Genomic DNA, 20,866 nt, shown 5'->3' on the forward strand with positions numbered 1-20,866 from the left:
CGGCGAAACTTTCTTTCCGACGGCTCCGTAAGGGCGCGCGCTGCCCCGCTCAGAGGGGTCGGACGGAAGGAAACACGATGCTTGCCAGGAACACGAGCCGCCGCACCGCCAAGGCGCTCGCTCTGACCCTCGCGCTCGGCCTCGGGGCGAGCGGCGCAGCCTATGCCAAGAACCCGATGGTCGGCGGCGCGCCCATGTACGCCCAGAAGACCATCGTCGAGAACGCGGTCAATTCGAAGGATCACACCACCCTGGTTGCCGCCGTGAAAGCTGCCGGCTTGGTCGACACGCTGAACGGTCCGGGGCCGTTCACGGTGTTCGCACCGACCAACGCCGCCTTCGCCAAGCTGCCGCCGGGGACCGTCGAGAGCCTCGTGCAGCCGCAGAACAAGGCGACGCTGACGAAGATCCTGACCTACCACGTCGTCCCGGGCGTCTACACGGCTCAGGACCTGATGGCACTCGCCAAGAAGGGCGGCGGACAGGGGACGCTCACCACTGTCGCCGGCGAGCCGCTTGCCGTCGAAGTGCAGGGCAAGAAAGTCTACGTGACCGACGTGAAGGGCAACACCGCCACCGTGACCACCCCGAACGTGATGCAGTCGAACGGCGTCATCCACGTCGTCAACGCCGTGCTGACGCCCTGATTGGCCCAAGCGGATCGGCGCCCGCAGCCCCGGCGAGGCTGCGGGTGCCGATCTCGCCCAGGACGAGCCGGCGGCGCGCCGACATCGTGTCAGTCCGCGAGAAGCTTGCCGGTATAGATCACAGGGCCGGTGGGCTGACCGGTCGGCGAACCGCCGGGCGGCTCCACCGAGACGGCGAGCATCCCATCCGGCGCGGTCCCCGTCGGCAGTCTCACTTGGCTCTGTCCGGCACCGACGAGGCCGAGCGGCCTCGGCCCCTGCGCGCCGACGTACCAGAGCTCCAGGCTGCGATCCGCGGGTGCCTCGGCGTTGACGGGTCTCACCTGCGCGATGCCGGTGCCGAGGTCCACACGCACGATCAGCGCCGGTACCGTGCCGCCACCCTGCACCACGGCGAGGTAGCGGCCGCCGGACGGCGTCAGCGACGGCCCCACCACTACGAACAGGGCAAGCCCGGCCGCCAGCAACCCGGCTCCGCCGGCGGCGATCCGCCACCACCGGAGCTGAGCGCGAAGAGCCGCGATCTGACCGGCGACTGCGTGGCCCGATCGCGGCAACGCCCGCAACAACGCGGCGCGCACGCGCGGCGGCGGCGTCTCGGCGGGGACCACCTCGGCCAGAGGGCCGAGGCGCTGTTCCCAGGCCCGAATTCGCGCCCGTGCGGCCGGATTGCCGGCGGCTGCGCGCTCCACGGCTTCGCGTTCCCGGGCGTCGAGCGTTCCCAGCACGTACTCCGCCGCGCGCAGGTCGGGATCGTCGGGGTCTGGTCCGCCCGGTCCGGTCACGACACGGCCTCCAGGCAGGTCTTCAAAGCGGCCAGCGCGCGATGCAGCCAGGTCTTGATGGTGTTGACGGGGCAGTCGAACCGGCGGGCCAGTTCCTCACGCGAGCGACCCTCGCAATACGCCAGCACCACGCAATCCCTGTGGCGCGGGTCAAGCCGGCCGAGGCAAGCTGCGAGGGCATCGCGGTTCTGGAACGCGACCGCCTCGTCGTGCGGGTCGATCAGCCGTGCCACCCAATCCTCGCCGCTCTCCAGTTCCGGCCCCTGAACCTCGACTTTCCGGCGCACGCTGTCGATGGAGCGGTTGCGTGCGATCGCGATCAGCCAGGGCATCGGCGGACCGGCGTCCGGCCTGTAGCTGCCCGCCGCCTGCCAGATCCGCATGTAGACGTCCTGGAGCACGTCCTCGGCCAAGGCCCGGTCGCGCTGGATACGCAGGATCAGCCCGTAGAGTTTCGGGCTCGTCAGATCGTAGAGTTCGGCAAGCTGGTCCGCCTCACCTCGGCCGATCCCAGCAAGCAGCCGGCGCAGCGTGGCGTCGTCGGCCAAGATGGCTCCCCGCAAAACCTCGAGGCGTCCTGTGTTGGGCGCCCTCCCCAACGCTGCTTTAGCCCACTTTTCGTGACTGGAAAGATACCGTGGCAGGGACAGGAGATCCCGGCGCAGCGTCCGATCCCGGGCACGGTCGGCGGCGTCAGGGATGAAGATGTGAGGTCCCGGCTTGGCGGCCCGGTCTTCGTTGCGCCCATTCAACCGGCGCCAGCCGCCGGATGGATGTGTTCTCGATCGGTATGAGACAGCCAAACGCGAAAAGCACCCTAGTCGCTCGCGCGTCCAGGGTGCCATCGACCTCGCCGACACTGTGATGCCGCTTGAGCTGCGAAGGTCAAATCAAGTTGCCACGATCCTCGCGGCTGAACCGTGACGAGGAGGATCAGTTCCTCGCCCGGAGGCCGCGGGCACCTTGGCGGGGGGGGCGGGTTCAGCTGCGCGTCTTGCTAGTACGACCCGAACTTGAAGTTCAGGCCGGCGCGCGCGATGCCGCCTTCGGTGCGGAACCGGGAGATGTAGCCGATACCCGGGCCGCCGACGGAGCCGACGAGCAGATTGTGGCTTCCGAGATCGTAGCGCAGGTACTCGGCCTTGAGGGTCACCGCGCTGGAGCGGAAGAAGTTCAGGACGGAGTCGGTCGGCAGCGCGTACTCGATGCCGCCGCCGTAGGCGTATCCGGTGTCCAGCCGCGACCGGCTGCCGAAGTAGGTCAGCGGCGCGCCGGTCTGGAATCCGACGCGCTGGGTCACGTCGCCGTAGGCGAAGCCGCCGGTGCCGTACACGAAGACGCGGTCGAAGGCGTAGCCGACGCGCCCGCGCACGGTCCCGAGGAAGCTGAGATCCGTCCGATAGGTGTTGGTCAGGACGTTGGGATTGAATGCCGGGCGGAAGATCGACTGCACGCCGGTGCGCTGGAGATCCATGTACTGGGCGTCGGCCTCGACGCCGAGGACGATGCCGGACCCGGGCGTGAATTGATAATTGTAACCGACCTGGCCACCGGCGGTGAAGCCGTCCTGCGGCAGGCGGACCGCCGGGCTGCGCAGCAGGTTGTTCACGTTGTTCTGCAGGGTGCCGATGCCGACCGTCCGGATCGTGTCCGACTCGGTGTAGGCGTAGCCGGCGTTGACGCCGAAATAGGCGCCGGCCCACGTGAACACCGGCACGGGCGTGAAGACCGGCGGCGGGGCTGCGCGACGCGGCAGGTCGGCGGCTGAGGCGGTGGCCGTCATGGCGGCGAACGTGGCCAACACGGCCAGAGACGTCTTCATCTGCAAGTGGCTCCCCGAATTCTGATCGGACGCAAGCTACCCACAAATGTCCGGGCACGATGTCTCTGCAAAGTCACATCGGAATCTAAAACCTGGTGTTTGCAATCGAGTAGGGCGGAAAAATCCGGGAAAGTCGCACTTGGGCCTGCGACAACATGTCTACATACTGGTAAAGTCAGAGCAACGCATCAGGCTGTGCTTTAATCCTGGCGCGCCCGGGATTTTTGCAGACCGCTAGACCCGCTCTCCTGATCGCCGGGGCGGATCCGATCGGCCTGTCGGGCACCGGCCATCCGGATCTCGACGAGGGCACGCCGCCTATCAGCCCGACAGGCCGCGCAACCGTCAGCACGGTGGAGTCGCGGTCGGCCCGGACGGTGGGGGCTCGTCGGCGCCGATCCATCTCCATGACGGCTCGCGCTGTTCCCGATCACGGTGGGGTGCACGACGGCCGATACGGGTCGTGGCGTGGGGATGGGTCATCCCACCCGCACCTCAGGATGAGGGGAGGGATGGGCGATGGGGCGGTCGTCACGTCGCGCGACAAGGTTCGCGACGGTACCGGTCGACGCGCCGTGCTAGCCGTGATCGGGCCCGGACGCTGCCAACCGGACCGTGACGGGGTTCGCGTCCGGGACCGGCGGGGCCGTCTCGCCCGGCCAGGATAGCAATCTGCCGAGGCAGGCCGTGCCGGAACCGAAGACCGGAGCCTCCAAGCTCTGATCGCTCCCGCCCCCGCCGCCGAGGCTGCACCGCTTTGATGCAGGACGGCACGGGTCCGCGCGGGGCGGTTTAAAGGTCGATTCACGTCGATGCGGTTAGCGTGGCCTTACTGCAGTCCTGCGTAAACCGATCCTCCATGCCCCCATCCGTCGATGCTCCGCCGGACCTGTCCGGGCTCCTCGAACTGTCCCGCATCGAGAATCTCGATCTCAAGCCGGTGATCCTCCGGGTACAGACCGACCTGTTCGTCCGGGCACCGGGCCGGGACCGGACGGAGGTCGAGATCTTCGAGTCCCTGGCCTGCGGCCTGATCCCCACAGTGGATGAGGAGACGGCTCGCGTGGTCGCGCGCAAGCTCGCCCCTTGCCCCGAGACGCCCTCGGCGGTGCTGGAGGCCCTGGCGCTCCGGGGCGGCGGCGCCCGTGACGCGGTGGTGGAGCTGGCCCCGACCTTGAGCCATCGCCTGATCGAGGCGGCCCTCGCGGACGGGTCGGACCTCGCCGCCCGCATCGCGGCTCGGGCCGGCCTGAACCGCGAGGTCGTGGACGAGCTCTCCCGAGAGGGCCGCCCGGAGATCGACCGGGCCCTGGCCGCCAATCTCGGCATCACCCTGCGCGGGGCGACGCTCGCCCGGCTCGTGGGCCGCGGCCGCGGCAATTCCGACCTGGCCAAGCTGCTCCTGGTGCGCCCCGACGTCTCGGCTGCCGACCTCGTGCCCCTCTATCTGCATGCCGACCCGATCCGCCGCGACGTGATCGGCCGGACCGTCGAGGCGACCGCGGCCCTGCGTCCCTGCCCGCCGCCGCCCCGCGGCCTGGGCGAGGACCTGACCCGACTCTCGGGCGCGCAGGACGTGCCCGCCTTCATGGCTGCCCTGGCAGACGGGCTCGGCCTGCCCCGCGACTTCCTCACCGTGGTCGCCGATCCGGGGGCTCGCTACGATCTCCTGACCCTCGGCCTGCGCGCCGCCGGCCTGCACGAGGAAGAGGCGGTCTACATCTTCCTCACCCTGAACCAGGGGGTGGCGCGCTCGGCGGAACGGGTGGCCGCCCTCGTCCGGCTGTTCCGGACCGTCAGCCGACCGGCGTCCCGGGACCTCGTCGCGGCGATCCTCGACCGGCCGTTCACCGAGCGCGGGCGGAGCGAGGCACACCAGCCGCTGCACGGTCCCGAAGCCAAGCTGCGCCAGGGTGCCGAGCGCGCCGCCGCGCAACGCACGCCGCTGCCGATCCGCGCGCGCTCGGCGAGCGGCGGCGAGACCGGCTGACGGGCTGTCCTCAGCGGGGCTCGATCCCCCGCCAGGCCGGCTGCCGGTCGGCCGCCTCCAGGGTGTCGGTCGAAGCCGGCGGCTCCGCGGCGCGGCGGCTCAGCTCGGCCATCAGGCCCCGGGCCAGCACCGCGCGGACTGCGCGCTCGCGGGTCTCGGACGGCACCGCGTCGAGCGCTGCCGGGAGCACGGCCTGGGCGCTCGGCAAGGCGCCCGCGGCCTTGCGGGCCTCGGCGGCCGGATCGGCGCCGTTGCGCAGCAGCGCCAGGTACGAGAGCACGCCGATCACCAGCGCGGCGCGCAGCAGGACGGTCATGGGTCGACTCCTCCGCTCGGTGTCGAGCGCGAGAATTCGACAGATTTCGTGAACCGGCCCTCAACCGGTCCGGGCTTTCCCGCGCGATGGTGAACAAATCTTGCCGCAGAGCGGCTGGTTACCTTGCGGAAAGCATCCTGTTCATTCGGATATCTCCCGCAACACTCGTTTAAGCCGGCTCTGCGACCGTCCGGAAGTCGTTCGAAGTCGAACCGGAGGCGCGACGGATGCGCAAAACGTATCCAACGCGACGCGTGCCAGCCTTGCCCATTCAGAAAGTCCTGACTTCCTTGATCGACGACCGCCTCGCGGGTCTCGTCCACGAATCCGTGGCCGACAACGCGGCCGCCCAATCCCGCCACCAGCGTTTCCTGGTGTCGCGCCTCGCCACCGGCGCCGTGATGATGGCCGGGCTGCCGCCCTACCTGCTCTGGCGCGGCGTGCCCTCGGGCATCGAGGTGCTGGCGATCGCGAGCCTGCTGCTGCCGGTTCTCGCCGCCGTGCTGCTCGCCCGCACGGGGTCCCTGTGGCTGGCGCACGCGGTCTCCTCGGCGGGCCTGACCGGCATCGTGGTCGCCCTGGCGAGCGTCACCGGCGGCGTCGCTTCGCCGGCTTCGGTCTGGCTCGTGGCGATCCCTCTGGAGGCGCTGGTCTCCGGCTCCCTGCGCGCGACCGCCGCGGCGGCCGTGATGGCGATCCTCGGCGTTCTGGCCGTGGTTGGCCTCGGCGCCTGGACCGACACCCTGCCGGTCATGGACATCTCGGCGAGCCTCGCCCTGCCGGCCTTCGCCATCACGGCGATCGGCCACGTCGCCGCCCAGGCCCTGGAGCACATGCGCAACGAGGGCGCGTGGCGGGACCGCCTGCGCGACAACGAGGCGCGCGACCGGCTGCTGCTCTCGGCGATCGACGATCTCGTGACCTGGCACGACCGCAACGGCCGCGTGCTGGAGGCCTCGGTCTCGGCGACGCGGCTCCTCGGCAGCGAGCCGGCGCGGCTGCGCGGCCACGGATTGCTGGAGCGGGTTCACGTGGCCGACCGGCCGGCCTTCCTCAAGGCCGTCAGCGATGTCGCCGCCACCGGGCGCCCCGCGACCTTGCCGCTGCGGCTGCATGTCGAGGCGCAGGCCGACCGGCCCGACGGCGCGCGCCTGATCCATGCCGAGATGCGCGCCCATCGGATCGAGAACGGGTCCCACGACACCGCCATGGCGGTGGTGGCGGTAACCCGCGACATGACCGAGCATCATCGCCACGCCGAGGAGCTGGAGCGTGCCCGCGCCGAGGCCGAGCGGGCGGACGCGATCAAGGGGCGCTTCCTCGCCAACGTCACCCATGAGCTGCGCACGCCGCTCAACGCGATCATCGGCTTCTCCGAGGTCCTGGCGGGCGAAGGCGCCGTCAGCCTCAGCCCGGACCAGGCGCGGGAATATGCCGGGATCATCGGCGCGTCGGGCCATCATCTGCTCGGCGTCGTCAACACGCTCCTCGACATGAGCCGGATTCAGAGCGGCAACTTCGATTACGCGCCCGAGAGCTTCGACATCGCGGCGCTGCTCCAGGGCTGCTGCGACCTGATGCGCCTCAAGGCCGAAGCGGCCGGCGTCACGCTCGCGGTCTCGGCGGCGGGGCCGGTGGAGATCACCGCCGATCCCGGCGCGTGCCGACAGATTCTGATCAATCTCCTGTCGAACGCCGTGAAGTTCACCCCGCGGGGCGGCCGGGTCGAACTGTCCCTGCGCCGCCGCGCGGACAGCCTGGAGATCGTCGTGGCCGATACCGGCGCCGGGATCGGCGCGGCCGACCTGCCCAAGCTCGGCACCCCGTTCTTCCAGGCGGGTGGCGGCGACTACAAGCGCCAGCACGAGGGGACCGGACTCGGCCTCTCGGTGGTTCAGGGCCTGGTCGGCCTGCACGGCGGCGCGCTGCTCATCGAGAGCGCTCCGCAGGCCGGCACCGCCGTGACCGTGACGCTGCCCCTCCTGTGCCGACCGCTGGCCGCACCCGGCCCCGCCCCGGTCCGCACGTCCGTCCGGGGCGCTGCGCCGTCCCGCCGCGTGGTGCGCCTGCCCCTCGGCCTGTTCGACGCGGAGCCCGGTCCCGCCGCGGCGCCCGCCGGCCCGGCCCTGCGCCGCACCGCTTGAGCCCAAGGTCCCCCGGAAGGAGATAGGATGTCAGGCTACCGCGAGATCGCCATCCCGGGTGAAGTCGGCCGCGCCCGCCGCCCCGCCCCGCGCCGGGCCGCCGGCCAGGGCGACTGGCGCGCCGTCCTCATGGGGGCGCTGAAGGCGGCGGGTACGACCTGCCGGACCAGCCCCGGCACCGTGCTGGGCAGCCTCGTGGCCGTGGGCGCGGCGGCCTTCGTCTGCGTCAATGCCCTCGGCTATCAGGCCGGGCGCCATCCCGCGCCGATCCTGCCCAAGCTGGCTCAGAAGGCGCCGCCGCGTGATGCTGCCCCGGCCGCGAAGGAGCCCGTCCGGGACGTTGCGCGGGATCCGGCCCGCCCCGAGCCCGACAGGGCGGCCACGGCGGTTCCGGCCAAGCCAGCGGGCCGGGACGCGATCGGCGAGCTGATCCATGCGGACGAGACCACGGCCTCGGTGACCCCGAAGGGATCGCCGCCGCGCGCCGCCGTCAAGCCGGCGTCCAAGGAAGCCCCGAAGGAGGCGTCGAAGACGGCCAAGTCCGAGAAGGAGACGGATCCGGTCCTGCGGGCCCAGAAGGCGCTGTCGAAGCTCGGCTATCCGATCAAGGCCGACGGCGCGATGGGCCCGGGCACGCGGGCCGCGATCGAGAAGTTCGAGCGCAGTGCCAAGCTGCCGGTCACCGGCGAGGTTTCGGGCCGGACCCTGCGCGAGCTGGTCACCCGGGCCGGCGCCGTATAGCCCGCCGGGGCCTCAGTGCAGGCCCACAAGACCAGGCCGCGAAGGCGACGATCGCCACGCTTGTTCCAGCGATCAGGATCGCCGCGCGTTGCGCTGCGGTGCTGCGATCGCGGCCTCAATGCGTCATCCAGAGCCCGACGCCGAGCGCCACCGCGGCCAGCACGATGAAGCCGGCATAGGCCGGAAGGACCCAGGGCTGCCGCTGGTGCACGTAGCCTTTGGCGGCCTTCTCGGAGGGCGCCCGCTCGTTCTGCCGTGCGAGCCGGACCTCCTGCGAGGTCGGGGGTGTGCCGCCGGCCTCCTCGCAGGTCCCGAGCGGGGCGGCGCCGACATCCATATGCGGGGTCTTGTCGGCCGTGCGGCCGCTGTCGATGTCACCCTTGAGCTGGGCAGTGGTCGGCGCGTCCGAATCCGGCGGCGGATCGACGGGCAGGTTCGCGGGTGGCGGTGGGGTCTCGGATCGCAGCGTCATCGGCAGGGCTCCAGCGTGTCTCCGTCAACGCCCGGAACCGTCGTCGGCTGCGGTCAGGATGTCGCGGGCCTCAAGCGTCGCCGGATCCGCGCTTCAGCAACGGACGCGCGAGGGTTCGACCTTCCTCGGTGAAGCCGGCGGCGGCGCAGAAGGCGCGCAGGTCGTCCTGGGTCGGGCCGACGGTGAGCAGCAGCCGGTCGCAGCCGGCCTGCCGTGCCGCGCGCCCGGCCGCCTTCAGTAGGATCCGGCCGATGCCATTGCGCCGGGACTCGGTGGCGACCACGAGGGTGGTGATGAGGCCGGATGGCCGCGGCGCGTCGAGCGTGCGGACCGGCGCGAGCGCCACGAGACCGCTCGGCGGCCCCCATTCGACGGCGACGAGGGCGGTGCCGCCGTTGCGTTGCAGGTCGTCGAGCCGGGTCGCGAGATCGGCTGCCCCGACCGCGACGCCCGCCTCGCCCAGCAGGGCTGCGAGGCCCGCGGCGTCGGGGCCCGTCGCCGCGCGGATCTCCAGCCCGTAGCGATTGCCCAAATCCCGCTCCCGATCGACAAGCTCCGGCCATTCAACGCGGGACTGGGTGATCGGTCGCCCTCAGACCCGGCGCCAGCCCGGCTGCGACGGGTCGACCAGCCTGTAATTGACCGGTGCCATGCCGCAGATGGCGATGACCGCAGGCTCGGTGCCGTCGCGGACGACGCCGTCGTAATGCGGCGTTCCCGCAACCCGGCGGACGAAGCTGCCCGCCTTCACGGGCACGCAGGCGGCCGGATCGAAATCCGCCCCGCTGTTGCACCACCACGTGCCGGCCAGGACCATGCAGAACCGATCCGTGGTGTAGGTGTGCGGCGCGCTCATGTAGCCCGGCCACCAGCGGATCAGGGTATAGTAGAGGCCGCTGCCGTTGATGTCGCCCGTGAGAGTGCAGCGGTCGACGCTGCGCTCGGGATAGCCTTTCGACGGCACCCACGGGAGGTCGTCGGGCGCGCGGATGATGGTCTGATCCGGATTGAGCGGGCTGGCCTCGGCGCCGGCGGCCAGGAGCAAGGGTAATGTTCCGATGAGCGAGGCCGCGAGCAGGTCGCGCCGGCTCGTCTCCGCCCGGGTTTGCGTGTCCGTCATCGTGCGTTCCATCCCTGTTGCCGACGGCGTTCCCGGCGGCATTCCATCAGGCAATGGGGATGTTTCGCGTTTTTCTCTCCGGGCGCGTGAAACCGCGCCGCTCCTGATCACGGCCCGGAACGCGCCGGGCGCGCGGGGCATTGCTCTGCAGCCGCGAGGTCGGCGGGGAGCGCAGCATGGCGGGGCGGGTACCGGATCGGTCTCCGGACGGACAGGGCGACGCGCAGGCGTCGGAGACGGCACACCCGGATCGCCGGTCCGAGGACCGGAGCGCGCGCGACGGGGTCGAGCGCGAGAAGGCCGAGACGGAGATCGCCGCCGGGGACGTGGCCGACGACCTCGCGGATTTCGCCTGACGGGAACGGCACGCGGGCCGCGTGCCGTTCGAGATCCGTAGAGCCGGCTCGCGATGGAGAGCCGGCGCTTGGCGTCAGGCCGTTTCCTTGGCCTTGCGCGGACGGCTCGCGCGCTTCGGCTTCTCGGCAACCGGCTCGACGGGCTCCTCTGCCGGCGCCGCGGATTTGCGGCGCTGCTGGCCAAGGCCGAGGCTGCGCGCGAGTTCCGAGCGCTGGGCGGAATAGCTGGCGGCCGTCGACGGGTAGTCCCGCGGCAGCCCGAAGCGCTCGCGATACTGCTCGATCGTCAGACCGTTGCGCGACAGATGGCGCTTGAGCGTCTTGTACGGCTTTCCGTCGATGAAGGAGATCAGCGCATCCGGGGTCACCGACTTGCGGATCTGGGCCGGCGTCGGCTTGTCGGCCGTCTCGGTGACGGTCGCCGTGGGGGCGGACAGCTTCGTCAGAGCCGCGTGGACACCGGCGAGAAGACCAGGCAGCTCGCTGATCGGAACGGAGTTGTTCGAGACATAGGCCGATACGATGTCCGATGCCTGCTCGATAAAGGTCTGCTGCTGTTCAGTGGCGTTGTCGTCCATCGATGATTCCCTCTATCTGACGGTGGTCCTACGGTTCTATCGTCTTTGCAACAAAATCAAGTCGTCGTCGAGCATTTCCCTGCACAAGGCTCAGGTCGTGAACACGCATATTATTCAAGCCGACGGTGGAGCTGAAATCGTAGCCTGAAAAATCCAGGCCCCAGCTGGCACACTTGCACGCGCTGGCGCCTCTCGACGCCTCCCCCCTCTGCCCGGCATCGAACCCCGGCAGGTGCCTTCGTCTGCAAAGAGCGTTTCCTGTCTGACAAGAAGCGCGAAGTCTCCCGAGATGTCCTGCGGAACGCGTCTCTCTGCATGCGCGGTCGCCGCCAAGTCTGGCGGAGACGGCTCGGACAATGTCGCGGGCGAAGCGTGGGCAAGTGTGCGGGCCTGGGTCATAACGGGTCTACCAGGGAGAGATCCGGAGCCATCGGCGTGAACCAGCAATCGGAGCCCGACACCGTCTTCGGCGCCCACATCCCCTTCGTGCGGTTCTGCGGGATCGAGGCGCTCGATGTGCGGGACGGCCGGACGCGGCTGCGTCTGGCGCTCCGGGCGGAGCATGCCAACAATCTCGGCATCGCCCATGGCGGCGTGATCTGCACCCTGCTGGACGTTGCCCTCGGCACCGCAGCCCGTCTGCGGGCCGGCCGGCCCGTGGTCACCCTCGATATGCAAACCCGCTTCCTCGCCCCGGGCCGCGACGTCCTGCTCGCGGAAGGCCGCGTCACCCGGGCGGGCCGCTCCGTGATCTTCTGCGAGGCCGAGATCCGCGATGCGGGCGGCGAGCTGGTGGCCAGCGCGACCGGTCTGCTGAAGCCAGTCGGCGAGCCGCCGACGGCGCGTTAGCGGCCTGCGGGCCGGCATCCGGCGGGAAGCGAATTGACGCCGGCGCGGCGCGGTGGGAAAGCCTCGTCCATGACAATGCCGGACGACGCGCGCGCAGCCCTGGCTGCGCCTCCCTCCGAGGCCGATGTCACGGCCATGAAATCCGAGGCCGCCGCGTGGTTCGAAAGCCTGCGCGACCGGATCCTGGCGGCTTTCGAGACCCTCGAGGCGGAGGCGGCGGGCCCGTTCCATCCGGACGCGCCGGAGAGCCCCGGTGTCTTCGAGAAGACCCCGTGGAACCGGACCGACCATACCGGCCGGCCGGGCGGCGGTGGCGTCATGGCGATGCTGCGGGGCCGCGTGTTCGAGAAGGCGGGCGTGCACATCTCCACGGTGCACGGCGAATTTGCGCCGGAATTCCGCGCGCAGATGCCCGGCGCGTCCGAGGACCCGCGCTTCTTCGCCACCGGCATCTCGCTGATCGCCCATCCGTGGAACCCGCACGTGCCGACGGTGCACATGAACACCCGGTTCGTCGCGACGACGCGGGCGTGGTTCGGCGGCGGCGCCGATCTCACCCCGGTCCTCGAGCGGCGCCGCAACCAGGACGATCCGGACAGCCGCCACTTCCACGCCTGCCTGGAGCGCGCCTGCGCGGCTCACGGCATCGATCACGCCCGCTACAAGGCGTGGTGCGACGAGTATTTTCACCTCAAGCACCGGAACGAGCCGCGCGGCATCGGCGGGATCTTCTACGATTATCTCTGGAGCGGGAATCCGCAGGCCGACCTCGCCTATACCCGTGACGTTGGCCGCGCCTTCCTCGAGGCCTACCCGAAGATCGTGCGCGACAATCTCGGCACGCCCTGGACCGAGACGGACCGTCACGAGCAGCAGGTGCGGCGCGGTCGCTACGTCGAGTTCAACCTGCTCTACGACCGGGGCACGATCTTCGGCCTGAAGACCGGCGGCAACGTCGCGTCGATCCTGTCCTCGATGCCGCCGACCGTGCGCTGGCCGTGAGCGCGGGCCTGCCGGCTGCCTACGCCCCGCAGCAGGATGCGGCGCTGAAGGCGATCGCCGCGTGGCGGCGGGACGGCGGATCCCAGGTGTTCCGCCTGTTCGGCTATGCCGGCACCGGCAAGACCACGCTCGCCCGCCGCATCGCCGAGGATGTCGACGGCACGGTGGTCTACGGGGCCTTCACCGGCAAGGCCGCCTCGGTGATGCGCCAGAAGGGCTGCTACGACGCCGCCACGATCCACTCGCTGATCTATCGCACCAAGGAAGCGGAGGAGGGCGGGCCGACCTTCACGCTGAACCGCTCGGGCCCGGCCGCCAAGGCGGACCTGATCATCATCGACGAGTGCTCGATGGTCGATTCCGACCTCGGCAACGACCTGCTGTCGTTCGAGCGGCCGGTCCTGGTTCTGGGCGACCCGGCGCAGCTGCCGCCGGTGCGCGGCGGCGGCTTCTTCACCGAGGCCGAGCCCGACGTGATGCTCACCGAGGTCCACCGGCAGGCCAAGGACGACCCGATCGTCCGCATGGCGATGACCATCCGCGAGGGCGGGCGGCTGGAGCTCGGCAGCTACGGGCAGAGCCGCGTGGTGTCGCGCCGCGCCCTGGATCCGGCCGAGGTGCTCGAATGCGACCAGGTGCTGGTCGGCCTCAACAAGACGCGCCGCCTCTACAACGCCCGGCTCCGGGAGCTCGCCGGCCACACCGATCCGATGCCGGCCATCGGCGAGAAGCTGGTCTGCCTGCGCAACGATCGGGTGAAGGGCCTGCTCAACGGCTCGACCTGGACCGTGCAGGCCCTGCGCGCGCCGCCGCGGCCTGACCTGATCCGCCTCGACGTGGTGCCGGAGGACGACCCGGCGCTCCGCCGGAAGCCCACCGACATCAAGGTGCTGCGCGCGATGATCTCCGGCACGGACGAGGAGATCCCGCTGTTCCTGCGCCGGGAGACCGACGAGTTCACCTACGGCTACGCGCTGACGGTGCACAAGGCTCAGGGGTCGCAGTGGGATCGGGTGACGCTGTTCGACGAATCCTACGCGTTCCGCGAGCACCGGGCGCGCTGGCTCTACACGGGCCTGACCCGGGCGGCGCAGGCGATCACCGTGGTGGTCTGATCCTCTACCGCCGCGCTTTAGATCGCTTGTGAAGCCCGATCCCGCGTGCTAGGCACCGCCCGTCTCATCGAGGCACCTTGCGGAGAGGTGGCAGAGCGGTTGAATGCACCGCACTCGAAATGCGGCATGCCTGCAAGGGCATCGGGGGTTCGAATCCCCCCCTCTCCGCCAGTTCGTTCCGTCACGATCACCATAAATTTGCGTTTCACGCAGTGATCGTTGATATGATCTCAGGATAATCCTGCGTCTGCGATATCGCAACCGTTGAAATGGTTGGGCTTTTTTCCGAGCTTGTGCTCGTCGCCTCCGCCCGATGCTTGGGCCGACGCGAGCCATGGGACCACGTGGTCTTGATGGGATCGGGGCAGCAGGAACAGCGCTTCAATGCCGAACGAATCGGGGCACGTCGCTCAAACCGCATCGCCGTTTCTGTTGAGGTTTGCACAGGCACGAACGGGTACGGACGTGTTGCCGGGTCGCTATTGCCCAGAGCGCGACGTCTGGGTCACGGACAGCCCGGAAGGCTTGATCCCGCTCATTCAGCGCCAAGAGGAATGCCGCGCGGTCTAGACCGTGACAAAGGTGCTGGCGGAGCAGACCGATCAATCGATCGGCGGCGCATACGCCGGCACGGTCGCGGGTACGACGAGCACGGCCGTCAACATGGAGCGTACGGACGTTCGAAGCGATGCGATGCCGCTCTACCTAGCGGCGACCTTGACTGAGGTGCACGCCGAGCAAATTGATAAGTGATCCTCCTCGTCACCAACCGGCGTGACGTCACCAGCGACCACGTCGTGCTGGAGCTTCAGCGCCGGGGGCTCCCGTACGCACGTCTGAACACGGAAGACCTACCGAGCGCGCGATCGTGCTGGCGGCTCAACGGTGGCCATCCGACGTGGACGACCGCCTTCAACGGACGAACGCTCGATCTGAGCGCCGTCACCGCGGCATATCTGCGTCGGCCTCTGCCACCAGACCTCGCGGAACTCGCGGATCTGGGCGAGCGACGTTATGCGGTCAGTGAATGGGTGGCCTTGCTCGACGCCCTCTACGATCACCTGGGCGATCGCTGGCTCAATGCGCCCACGGCGATGGCTCGGGCCGAGGACAAGCTCCGCCAACTCACGATCGCGCCCGAACTTGGCTTCAAGGTCCCCGAGACCATGGTCTCCAACGATGCCGAGTTCGTCGAAGCGTTCGTCGATGACGCCATGATCGTGAAGCCACTCCGAAATGGCATGGTCACCGGAGCCGCCGGCCAATCCGTCATCTTCACCTCGCGATTGTCCGGTGGCCTCCGTCCGGAGGATTGGGCCGGCATTAGCCTTGCGCCGTTCATTGTCCAGCGTGAGATCGTCAAGGCGTACGACGTACGGGTGACTGTCGTCGGCCAGCGGGTGTTCTCAGTCGCGATCCACTCGCAGCACGCCGCGGAAAGCCAGACGGATTGGCGGCGTGGCGACGTTCTCGCCCTGAGCCATACGATCCATCCACTCCCTACTGAGATGGAAGCACGCGTGCGGGCTCTGGTCGCTGGCCTGGGCCTGCGGTTGGGCGCGATCGACCTCGTTCTGGACCGCGATGGAGCGTACTGGTTTCTCGAGATCAACCCGAACGGGCAGTGGGCCTGAGTCGAGACCATGACCGGTCTGCGGATCGCCGCCGCGATCGTCGACGAACTTCAGGGCATCGCACAAGCATGATTCGCGGGTTGACCGACTACGTCTGGCCGACCCTCGCACCGATGACGGCGGCCGAACGCCAGAGCGCCGCAACCGAACTCACGCAAGAGTTGGCGGCCATCGAGGTCTGCTCGTTCGGAGCGTCAGGCGGTTCGGCCCTCGAGGCTGCCAAGAAGCTTGCGGAGGATGAGGAGGCACGTCGTCTCGGCGCTGAGGCGAGAGCGTCGACCTATCTCCTTGTCATTGCGGCACTCATTCCCCTTCTCACCTACCTAGAGGGAACGGTTTGGGGTCAGACGTTCGGTCAGGCTCCCCGGTGGTTGAGCCTCACCGTCCTTGGGGTCGCCATCCTGTACCTGCTCGGGGCGGGACGCTGGGCTTTCTGGACGCTCGGCGTCGCCGCCTACGATCGGATCGACGCCAGCGACCTCGTCGCGCTCGCAGGGCAGGCTCAGTCGACGTTTGAGGAAGCGTTCGCCAAAAAGCTTCTCGTGGTGACCCGGCGGAACCGAGACGCGGTGAACAGGAAGGTCACCGGCATCAAGATGTGCCACCTATTCCTTCGGTTCGCTGTGCGCTGGTTCGGGCTCCTGCTGCTCCTGCAGATTGTCTGGTACCTCGGCTGTCTCCTCATTCCGAAGGCTCTTTCTCTCGCCTGTATGACCTCCTAATGCAGCAACCAAGACGATGAGGGTTCGACGGGAACGGATGCTGCCTCAGAGGTAAGAATTTCACGCTTGGTGCCGTCTGTATTCGACCCAACCCAGTCAGCCGGATGACGATGCAGAGTGCTCGTAAGCGGACGGAACGGGCACCTCGCTTCGTGCTGTCTCGGGAGAGCCAAAGCGGGTCCGATATTCGCCGGGGCTGATGCCAATACTACTGCGGAAGTCTCCGTGAAGCGCCTGACGAATGTGCGCAGGCTCATGCAGCACTCCTCGGCCATCCGCGTCAGCGGCCACGATGCGCTGAGTTCGGCTCGCATCCGGTCGAGCAAGGGTGCCACCTCGGTCTTCCGCCGCACCGGCACCGTAATTACCCACGGGGTTGCTTGGTCGTCGGTTGAACGCCCGCGGCTGCGCTCCTGCCGAACCACGCTTGCCTCTTGCGCGGGTCGGCTCTTGCGCGGGTCGAATTTCGCTGATTCCTTCGTGGGATGGGTCGAAGCGAACTGGAACGGCTGAGCCGCGAGGAGCTGATCGAGCTGGTGCTGCGGCTGCAGCGGCCAGAGAAGAGCTCGCGGACCTCGTCCAAGCCGCCCGCGACGGATCGCAAGGAGCAGCGCGCGCAGTCCAAGCCCGGCGGCGCCAAGCCCGGTCACGAGGGTCACAGCCGGGTGCTGAGCGACGATCCCGATACGATCGTCGAGCATCGTCCGGAGGCGTGCGCGTGCTGCGGCGCCAGCCTGCACGCCGCTCTTCCGGCGCAGGTCGTCAGCGTCTGCGAGCGGATCGAGCTGCCCGCGGTGGCGCCGATCGTGACGCAGCACCGCCAGCTCGCGGTCCGTTGCCCGAGCTGTGGGGAGCGGGTCGTCGCACCGGTGCCGGAGGCGGCGCGCGGCACGCCGTTCGGTCCGCGGCGGCATGCGGTGGCGACGTACCTCAAGACCTTTCAGGCCCTGTCCTACGAGCGGCTGCAGGCAGCGCTGTGTGACCTGTTCGGCCTCACCCTCAGCCAGGGCGGGCTGATGAACCTGCTCCGCCGCGCGCAGGGCCGCTTCCGTGCCGGCCGTGACGCGGCCATCGCGACCTTGCGCAAGGCTGAGGTCGTCGCCTGCGACGAGACCGGCGTGCGGATCGAAGGCTCGAACGCCTATCACTGGCTGTTCCACTCGGCGCAAGCCGTGGTGCACACGCCGTCGCCGACGCGCGGCGCTGTCGTGGTGCGCGAGATGATGGACGGGCACCGGCCCGCGGTGTGGATCTCAGATCGCTACACCGCCCAACAGGGACATGCCGCCGAGCACCAGACCTGCCTGGCGCATCTGGCGCGCGACGTTGCCTGCGTCGTCGAGGCCAGCGACGATCCCGTGCCCTGGCGCCTGCAGCTCTGGCTGGAAAGCGTCTTCGCCCTGGCCGAGCGCGTCACCGACTTGGCCGCCGCGACGCTCTCGGCCAAGCGCCGGAGCCTGGATCGGCAACTGGGTGCCATCCTGGCCACGCCGAGCCGCTGTGACCTGACACGCGACCTGCAGGCCAAGATCAGCCGTGCGCGCGATCAGCTCCTGGTCTTCGTCGCCTATCCCGGAAAGGTCGAGCCGACGAATAACGGCTCCGAGCGGCTGCTTCGTCCGGCTGTCGTGCAGCGGAAGGTCACCAACGGCTATCGCGCCATGTGGGCGGCCGAGGGCGAAGCCGCCATTCGCACCGTCGTCGATACCGCGCGCCTCACAGGCAGCAGTTCCTTCGGCGCCATCCTCAAAACCATCGGCGCTTGAATCCTGCCATCAAACGCGTGGGTAATTACCCGGCACCGGGCGCTCCAGAAACTGCGCCTGCCCACCCGTGCGGTGGGTGGGCATCACGAGGCGGCGCGCCACTGAGTTCGCAGCCTCCGGTCCGAAATCCTGGCGCACGATGTCGATCAGCAGATCGAGCCCCGCCGCACTCCCGGCAGAGGTGAAGACGCGTCCGTGAGAGCGATAAAGCGAAGCATGATCGACCCTGACTGCGGGGTAGCGATTGCGAAGCGCCTCGGCGTATCGCCAGTGGGTCGTCGCCGTCCCGCCATCGAGGAGCCCGGTGGCGGCGAGTACGAACGCGCCCGAGCAGATGGAAACCAGCCTCGCACCGCGCCCGTGGGCAGCGCGCAGGCGGCGGCAGAGATCCTCGGGGACCGGCTCGTCGCTCCCCTTCCAACCGGGCACCACGATGATGTTGGCACGGTCGATCAGTTCGATGCCGTGGTCCGGCCACAGGGTGAAGCCCCCATGCGCGCGCAGCGGGCCGTCTTCGATCGCGCAGCTGGCGAAGTGATACCAAGCCTCGCCCATCTCGGGCCGGATCTGACCTGACCGGTATTTTGGACCGGGCTGAGTGAGAGGCTACTGCATGGCCGCTGCCATGGGTAGCCGGAAGGCCAGATCCGGGTCGCTGACGGGCGCGGGCGGTCGATAGCCCAGCGACGAATGCGGTCGGACGCGGTTGTATGTGTTCTGCCATAGACCGATCACGATCGGCGCCTCCTTGAGCGAGTAGAAGATCTCCTGGCGCAGGCACTCGTTGCGCAGTTTTCCGTTGAAGCTCTCACAGTACCCGTTCTCCCACGGAGAGCCGGGTGCGATGGACTGGATCTGCGCCCCCGTCTTGGCGACCCATTGGCGCAGTGCCTTCGAGACCATCTCGCTGCGCGGTCCTTCGGTTCAGGGCCGTTGTCGCAGCGGATGTGCGCCGGGAACCGTGCAGGCACATCGCGTCGGCCAGCGCTTCGATCACGCCGACGCTGTTGATGCGCCGCGCCACCTTCAAGGAGAGGCAGGCCCGGCTGTGCTCGTCGATCAGCGTCAGGATGTGAAGGCTCCGACCATCGTGGGTCTGTCCCTGCACGAAGTCGAAGCTCCAGACGTGATTGCGGTAGACTGGGCGCAGCCGAACGCAAGAACCATCGTTCAGCCAAAGCCGGCTGCGTGGTCGATGCCTTTGCGGGACCTTGAGCCCCTCGCGACGCCAGAAGCGCTGAACCCGGTCCTTGCCCACCTGCCAGCCGTCTGCCTGCAGCAGCGCGGTGACGCGTCGGTAGCCATAGCGCCCATACTCGGAGGCCAAGGCGACGACGGCTTGGGTCAGCCCATCCTCGTCGGCCGGCACGGTGGGCACGGTGCGTTGCGTGCCGCGGTGCTGGCCGACGATCCGGCAGGCGTGACGTTCCGAGAGGCCGTACGTCTCCCGAATGCCGTCGACCGCGTGCCGGCGTCGCTCGAGGGCTACACGTTTCCCGAGGCGACGTCCGCCCGCGCCTGATCCACCAGAGACACATCAGCCACGAGATGCCGCAATCGAGCGTTCTCGCGCTCCAGGTCCTTCATCTTTCGAGCCTGGTCGACCTGCAGGCGGCCGTACTTCTTGCGCCAGCGTGAGTCACTCTGCTCGGAGATCTCCGCCTCCTTGCACGCCAGCGCCAAGCTCTTGCCCTGGGCTGTCTGCACCTCGATCTGGCGCAGCTTCAGCACCACCTGCTCCGCGCTCGCCTTCTGGCCTCGCCGCATGTCCGACGCCTCTGGTCCAGGCCGATCCTCTCAATCAGCCCGGTCCAAAGCCAGCCGGTCAGGTCAGTGGTCTACGGCCGGAGGTACGTGAGCCACCTTCGTTGGCGCTCAGGAAAACCAGAGATCAGCGCGGCAACTCAGATTTGGGCATTAACTCTTCGTTAACCATAAGCCCCAAATCTGAGCTCGGTCCTTGACGCGGACATACACCTTCGGCCCGCCCGATTCACCGGAGCGGGCTTTTCTCGTGTCGCGCCAAGATCCAGCGAGGCCTGATCCGCCCTAAAGTATGCATAATACATCACGTAACCACAACTTGTGTTGAGTCGGGGCCTCAAACGATCGTTGTATGAGGAGGTTCGCCGGAGACGCGAATATGCCGGATGAGACCGCCGCTGACGCTTCCGAGATCATCCCAGACGAGCGGTCCCTGCTGCTTCTGGCCGGTCTTATCGGTATCGAGTTCGTAACCCTGCTCGCAATCCTGATTTGGATGCGCTGACGCTGTCAGCAGCCAACCTCTTTCGCGACATCGTGCAGAACCATGGGCGGCAGATGCGGGCTGGCTCCTCGCTTCTCGTACGCTGAATACAGTTTGTCGCAGATCATAGGGTGCTACCGCGCAGGTGCCTTCCTGATCTATAGCTGCTTATGCGTGCAAATTTCCCGTCATCGTTCAGCTCGATGGTGACGGCCAGCAGATCATGGTCTACATCTTCCAGCACAAGACAAATTGTATGCGAATCCTCCATCGCGCTGACGATGTTAAATGTCGGAAGATTTCGCGGGTATGATCGCAATCCGAGCGAAAACTTTATCTTACCTTTGAGCCGAAAGCTGCTCAGCAACACCGGCATTTTTGGAAGCCGCGCTTCCAGCACAATGTCGGCGGCGAGCTGGTCAAGGATGAATTCGACGTCGGATCGGTTCCATGCCTCGACGAGTTGTTCGCCTCGGGCAGAGCCAGACTGCATCCTTGATCGTCTACTCGACATACAGCAAGTCTTCCGCGCCTAGCACAGGTAAGGCGGCCCTCGCAT

Annotated in this window: 23 protein-coding genes, 1 tRNA gene and 2 pseudogenes; 15 read left to right on the plus strand and 11 right to left on the minus strand. The window is 68.4% G+C overall.

Annotation, left to right across the window (positions count from 1 at the left end):
• Window positions 1-77: 77 nt before the first annotated feature.
• Window positions 78-647: a fasciclin domain-containing protein gene (locus AC3WSN_RS24725; protein WP_492541576.1), complete on the plus strand. Its 570-nt coding sequence runs from the start codon at window positions 78-80 to the stop codon at window positions 645-647.
• An 89-nt stretch (window positions 648-736) separates the two neighbouring features.
• Here the strand turns inward: AC3WSN_RS24725 and AC3WSN_RS24730 are convergent, their stop codons facing one another.
• The 3 genes from AC3WSN_RS24730 to AC3WSN_RS24740 all read right to left on the minus strand — a co-directional run bounded on the left by AC3WSN_RS24730 (window position 737) and on the right by AC3WSN_RS24740 (window position 3,254).
• Window positions 737-1,432 carry an anti-sigma factor gene (locus tag AC3WSN_RS24730; protein WP_492541578.1) on the minus strand — a complete coding sequence of 232 codons (696 nt, stop codon included), beginning with the start codon at window positions 1,430-1,432 and terminating at the stop codon, window positions 737-739.
• On the minus strand, window positions 1,429-1,980 hold the full coding sequence (locus tag AC3WSN_RS24735; protein ID WP_192711347.1) for an RNA polymerase sigma factor: 552 nt from the start codon (window positions 1,978-1,980) through the stop codon (window positions 1,429-1,431). The genes AC3WSN_RS24730 and AC3WSN_RS24735 overlap by 4 nt, the downstream gene beginning before the upstream one ends.
• 449 nt (window positions 1,981-2,429) lie before the next feature.
• Entirely contained in the window at window positions 2,430-3,254 is an 825-nt protein-coding gene (locus AC3WSN_RS24740) for an outer membrane protein (protein ID WP_492541580.1), read from the minus strand.
• A gap of 859 nt (window positions 3,255-4,113) precedes the next feature.
• On the opposite strand from AC3WSN_RS24740, the gene AC3WSN_RS24745 reads away from it, so the two are divergent.
• Window positions 4,114-5,244, plus strand: a complete 1,131-nt coding sequence (locus AC3WSN_RS24745; RefSeq protein WP_192711345.1) for a DUF2336 domain-containing protein — start codon at window positions 4,114-4,116, stop codon at window positions 5,242-5,244.
• 10 nt (window positions 5,245-5,254) lie between these two features.
• Here the strand turns inward: AC3WSN_RS24745 and AC3WSN_RS24750 are convergent, their stop codons facing one another.
• The gene (locus tag AC3WSN_RS24750) at window positions 5,255-5,560 is read right to left on the minus strand and encodes a hypothetical protein (protein WP_192711344.1); all 306 of its coding nucleotides are present in this window, start codon (window positions 5,558-5,560) and stop codon (window positions 5,255-5,257) included.
• A gap of 254 nt (window positions 5,561-5,814) precedes the next feature.
• Here AC3WSN_RS24750 and AC3WSN_RS24755 point away from each other — a divergent pair, with 254 nt between their 5' ends.
• Together AC3WSN_RS24755 and AC3WSN_RS24760 are read left to right on the plus strand one after the other, a co-directional pair.
• A complete protein-coding gene (locus tag AC3WSN_RS24755) occupies window positions 5,815-7,704 on the plus strand; it encodes a sensor histidine kinase (RefSeq protein WP_492541583.1) in 1,890 nt (629 codons plus the stop codon).
• A gap of 27 nt (window positions 7,705-7,731) precedes the next feature.
• Entirely contained in the window at window positions 7,732-8,445 is a 714-nt protein-coding gene (locus AC3WSN_RS24760) for a peptidoglycan-binding domain-containing protein (RefSeq protein WP_492541585.1), read from the plus strand.
• 115 nt (window positions 8,446-8,560) lie between these two features.
• On the opposite strand, the gene AC3WSN_RS24765 is transcribed toward AC3WSN_RS24760, so the two are convergent.
• The 3 genes from AC3WSN_RS24765 to AC3WSN_RS24775 all read right to left on the minus strand — a co-directional run bounded on the left by AC3WSN_RS24765 (window position 8,561) and on the right by AC3WSN_RS24775 (window position 10,037).
• Window positions 8,561-8,917 (minus strand): hypothetical protein, encoded by a 357-nt coding sequence (locus tag AC3WSN_RS24765; RefSeq protein WP_492541586.1) that lies wholly within the window; start codon window positions 8,915-8,917, stop codon window positions 8,561-8,563.
• Between the two features lie 70 nt (window positions 8,918-8,987).
• Window positions 8,988-9,449: a GNAT family N-acetyltransferase gene (locus AC3WSN_RS24770; RefSeq protein WP_492541588.1), complete on the minus strand. Its 462-nt coding sequence runs from the start codon at window positions 9,447-9,449 to the stop codon at window positions 8,988-8,990.
• Window positions 9,450-9,509: 60 nt separating this feature from the next.
• Window positions 9,510-10,037, minus strand: a complete 528-nt coding sequence (locus tag AC3WSN_RS24775) for a cupin domain-containing protein (RefSeq protein WP_492541590.1) — start codon at window positions 10,035-10,037, stop codon at window positions 9,510-9,512.
• A 176-nt stretch (window positions 10,038-10,213) separates the two neighbouring features.
• Between AC3WSN_RS24775 and AC3WSN_RS24780 the strand changes: the two genes are divergently transcribed.
• Window positions 10,214-10,393: a hypothetical protein gene (locus AC3WSN_RS24780; protein ID WP_492541592.1), complete on the plus strand. Its 180-nt coding sequence runs from the start codon at window positions 10,214-10,216 to the stop codon at window positions 10,391-10,393.
• A 74-nt stretch (window positions 10,394-10,467) separates the two neighbouring features.
• On the opposite strand, the gene AC3WSN_RS24785 is transcribed toward AC3WSN_RS24780, so the two are convergent.
• The gene (locus AC3WSN_RS24785) at window positions 10,468-10,971 is read right to left on the minus strand and encodes a Ros/MucR family transcriptional regulator (protein WP_192711337.1); all 504 of its coding nucleotides are present in this window, start codon (window positions 10,969-10,971) and stop codon (window positions 10,468-10,470) included.
• Window positions 10,972-11,406: 435 nt separating this feature from the next.
• Here AC3WSN_RS24785 and AC3WSN_RS24790 point away from each other — a divergent pair, with 435 nt between their 5' ends.
• The 9 genes from AC3WSN_RS24790 (at window position 11,407) to tnpC (ending at window position 18,059) form a co-directional block, all read left to right on the plus strand.
• Complete coding sequence (locus AC3WSN_RS24790) at window positions 11,407-11,820, plus strand: PaaI family thioesterase (protein WP_492541594.1); 414 nt, start codon at window positions 11,407-11,409, stop codon at window positions 11,818-11,820.
• Between the two features lie 69 nt (window positions 11,821-11,889).
• Entirely contained in the window at window positions 11,890-12,822 is a 933-nt protein-coding gene (hemF, locus tag AC3WSN_RS24795) for an oxygen-dependent coproporphyrinogen oxidase (RefSeq protein ID WP_492541596.1), read from the plus strand.
• A complete protein-coding gene (locus AC3WSN_RS24800; RefSeq protein ID WP_192711334.1) occupies window positions 12,819-13,937 on the plus strand; it encodes an ATP-dependent DNA helicase in 1,119 nt (372 codons plus the stop codon). Before hemF ends, AC3WSN_RS24800 begins: the two co-directional genes overlap by 4 nt.
• Before the next feature lie 81 nt (window positions 13,938-14,018).
• Window positions 14,019-14,108, plus strand: a tRNA-Ser gene (locus tag AC3WSN_RS24805).
• Window positions 14,109-14,510: 402 nt separating this feature from the next.
• Entirely contained in the window at window positions 14,511-14,690 is a 180-nt protein-coding gene (locus AC3WSN_RS24810) for a hypothetical protein (protein ID WP_492541598.1), read from the plus strand.
• Window positions 14,687-15,571 carry an MvdC/MvdD family ATP grasp protein gene (locus AC3WSN_RS24815; RefSeq protein ID WP_492541600.1) on the plus strand — a complete coding sequence of 295 codons (885 nt, stop codon included), beginning with the start codon at window positions 14,687-14,689 and terminating at the stop codon, window positions 15,569-15,571. The genes AC3WSN_RS24810 and AC3WSN_RS24815 overlap by 4 nt, the downstream gene beginning before the upstream one ends.
• A gap of 80 nt (window positions 15,572-15,651) precedes the next feature.
• Window positions 15,652-16,293 (plus strand): hypothetical protein, encoded by a 642-nt coding sequence (locus tag AC3WSN_RS24820; RefSeq protein WP_492541602.1) that lies wholly within the window; start codon window positions 15,652-15,654, stop codon window positions 16,291-16,293.
• A 225-nt stretch (window positions 16,294-16,518) separates the two neighbouring features.
• Window positions 16,519-16,806: a hypothetical protein gene (locus tag AC3WSN_RS24825; RefSeq protein ID WP_492541604.1), complete on the plus strand. Its 288-nt coding sequence runs from the start codon at window positions 16,519-16,521 to the stop codon at window positions 16,804-16,806.
• Complete coding sequence (tnpC, locus tag AC3WSN_RS24830; protein WP_492541606.1) at window positions 16,779-18,059, plus strand: IS66 family transposase; 1,281 nt, start codon at window positions 16,779-16,781, stop codon at window positions 18,057-18,059. Before AC3WSN_RS24825 ends, tnpC begins: the two co-directional genes overlap by 28 nt.
• A gap of 33 nt (window positions 18,060-18,092) precedes the next feature.
• Here the strand turns inward: tnpC and AC3WSN_RS24835 are convergent.
• Both AC3WSN_RS24835 and AC3WSN_RS24840 read right to left on the minus strand, forming a co-directional pair.
• A pseudogene (locus AC3WSN_RS24835) lies at window positions 18,093-18,632 on the minus strand (DJ-1/PfpI family protein); the annotation flags it as partial.
• A gap of 33 nt (window positions 18,633-18,665) precedes the next feature.
• A pseudogene (locus tag AC3WSN_RS24840) lies at window positions 18,666-19,826 on the minus strand (IS3 family transposase).
• 349 nt (window positions 19,827-20,175) lie between these two features.
• Here AC3WSN_RS24840 and AC3WSN_RS24845 point away from each other — a divergent pair.
• Window positions 20,176-20,328, plus strand: coding sequence for a hypothetical protein (locus tag AC3WSN_RS24845; protein WP_492541607.1), 153 nt, complete (start codon window positions 20,176-20,178; stop codon window positions 20,326-20,328).
• A gap of 103 nt (window positions 20,329-20,431) precedes the next feature.
• On the opposite strand, the gene AC3WSN_RS24850 is transcribed toward AC3WSN_RS24845, so the two are convergent.
• Window positions 20,432-20,800, minus strand: coding sequence for a hypothetical protein (locus AC3WSN_RS24850; protein ID WP_492541609.1), 369 nt, complete (start codon window positions 20,798-20,800; stop codon window positions 20,432-20,434).
• Window positions 20,801-20,866: the final 66 nt, after the last annotated feature.

Source organism: Methylobacterium sp. FW102-HT35C08 (assembly GCF_058790235.1).

What these genes read in the sequence shown, in the direction of transcription:
- AC3WSN_RS24725 (WP_492541576.1), top strand. Translation starts at nt 78, where the DNA reads ATGCTTGCCAGGAACACGAGCCGCCGCACCGCCAAGGCGCTCGCTCTG.
- AC3WSN_RS24740 (WP_492541580.1), bottom strand. Translation starts at nt 3,254, where the DNA reads ATGAAGACGTCTCTGGCCGTGTTGGCCACGTTCGCCGCCATGACGGCC.
- AC3WSN_RS24745 (WP_192711345.1), top strand. Translation starts at nt 4,114, where the DNA reads ATGCCCCCATCCGTCGATGCTCCGCCGGACCTGTCCGGGCTCCTCGAA.
- AC3WSN_RS24750 (WP_192711344.1), bottom strand. Translation starts at nt 5,560, where the DNA reads ATGACCGTCCTGCTGCGCGCCGCGCTGGTGATCGGCGTGCTCTCGTAC.
- AC3WSN_RS24760 (WP_492541585.1), top strand. Translation starts at nt 7,732, where the DNA reads ATGTCAGGCTACCGCGAGATCGCCATCCCGGGTGAAGTCGGCCGCGCC.
- AC3WSN_RS24765 (WP_492541586.1), bottom strand. Translation starts at nt 8,917, where the DNA reads ATGACGCTGCGATCCGAGACCCCACCGCCACCCGCGAACCTGCCCGTC.
- AC3WSN_RS24775 (WP_492541590.1), bottom strand. Translation starts at nt 10,037, where the DNA reads ATGACGGACACGCAAACCCGGGCGGAGACGAGCCGGCGCGACCTGCTC.
- AC3WSN_RS24780 (WP_492541592.1), top strand. Translation starts at nt 10,214, where the DNA reads ATGGCGGGGCGGGTACCGGATCGGTCTCCGGACGGACAGGGCGACGCG.
- AC3WSN_RS24785 (WP_192711337.1), bottom strand. Translation starts at nt 10,971, where the DNA reads ATGGACGACAACGCCACTGAACAGCAGCAGACCTTTATCGAGCAGGCA.
- hemF (WP_492541596.1), top strand. Translation starts at nt 11,890, where the DNA reads ATGACAATGCCGGACGACGCGCGCGCAGCCCTGGCTGCGCCTCCCTCC.
- tnpC (WP_492541606.1), top strand. Translation starts at nt 16,779, where the DNA reads ATGGGTCGAAGCGAACTGGAACGGCTGAGCCGCGAGGAGCTGATCGAG.
- AC3WSN_RS24845 (WP_492541607.1), top strand. Translation starts at nt 20,176, where the DNA reads ATGAGGAGGTTCGCCGGAGACGCGAATATGCCGGATGAGACCGCCGCT.
- AC3WSN_RS24850 (WP_492541609.1), bottom strand. Translation starts at nt 20,800, where the DNA reads ATGCAGTCTGGCTCTGCCCGAGGCGAACAACTCGTCGAGGCATGGAAC.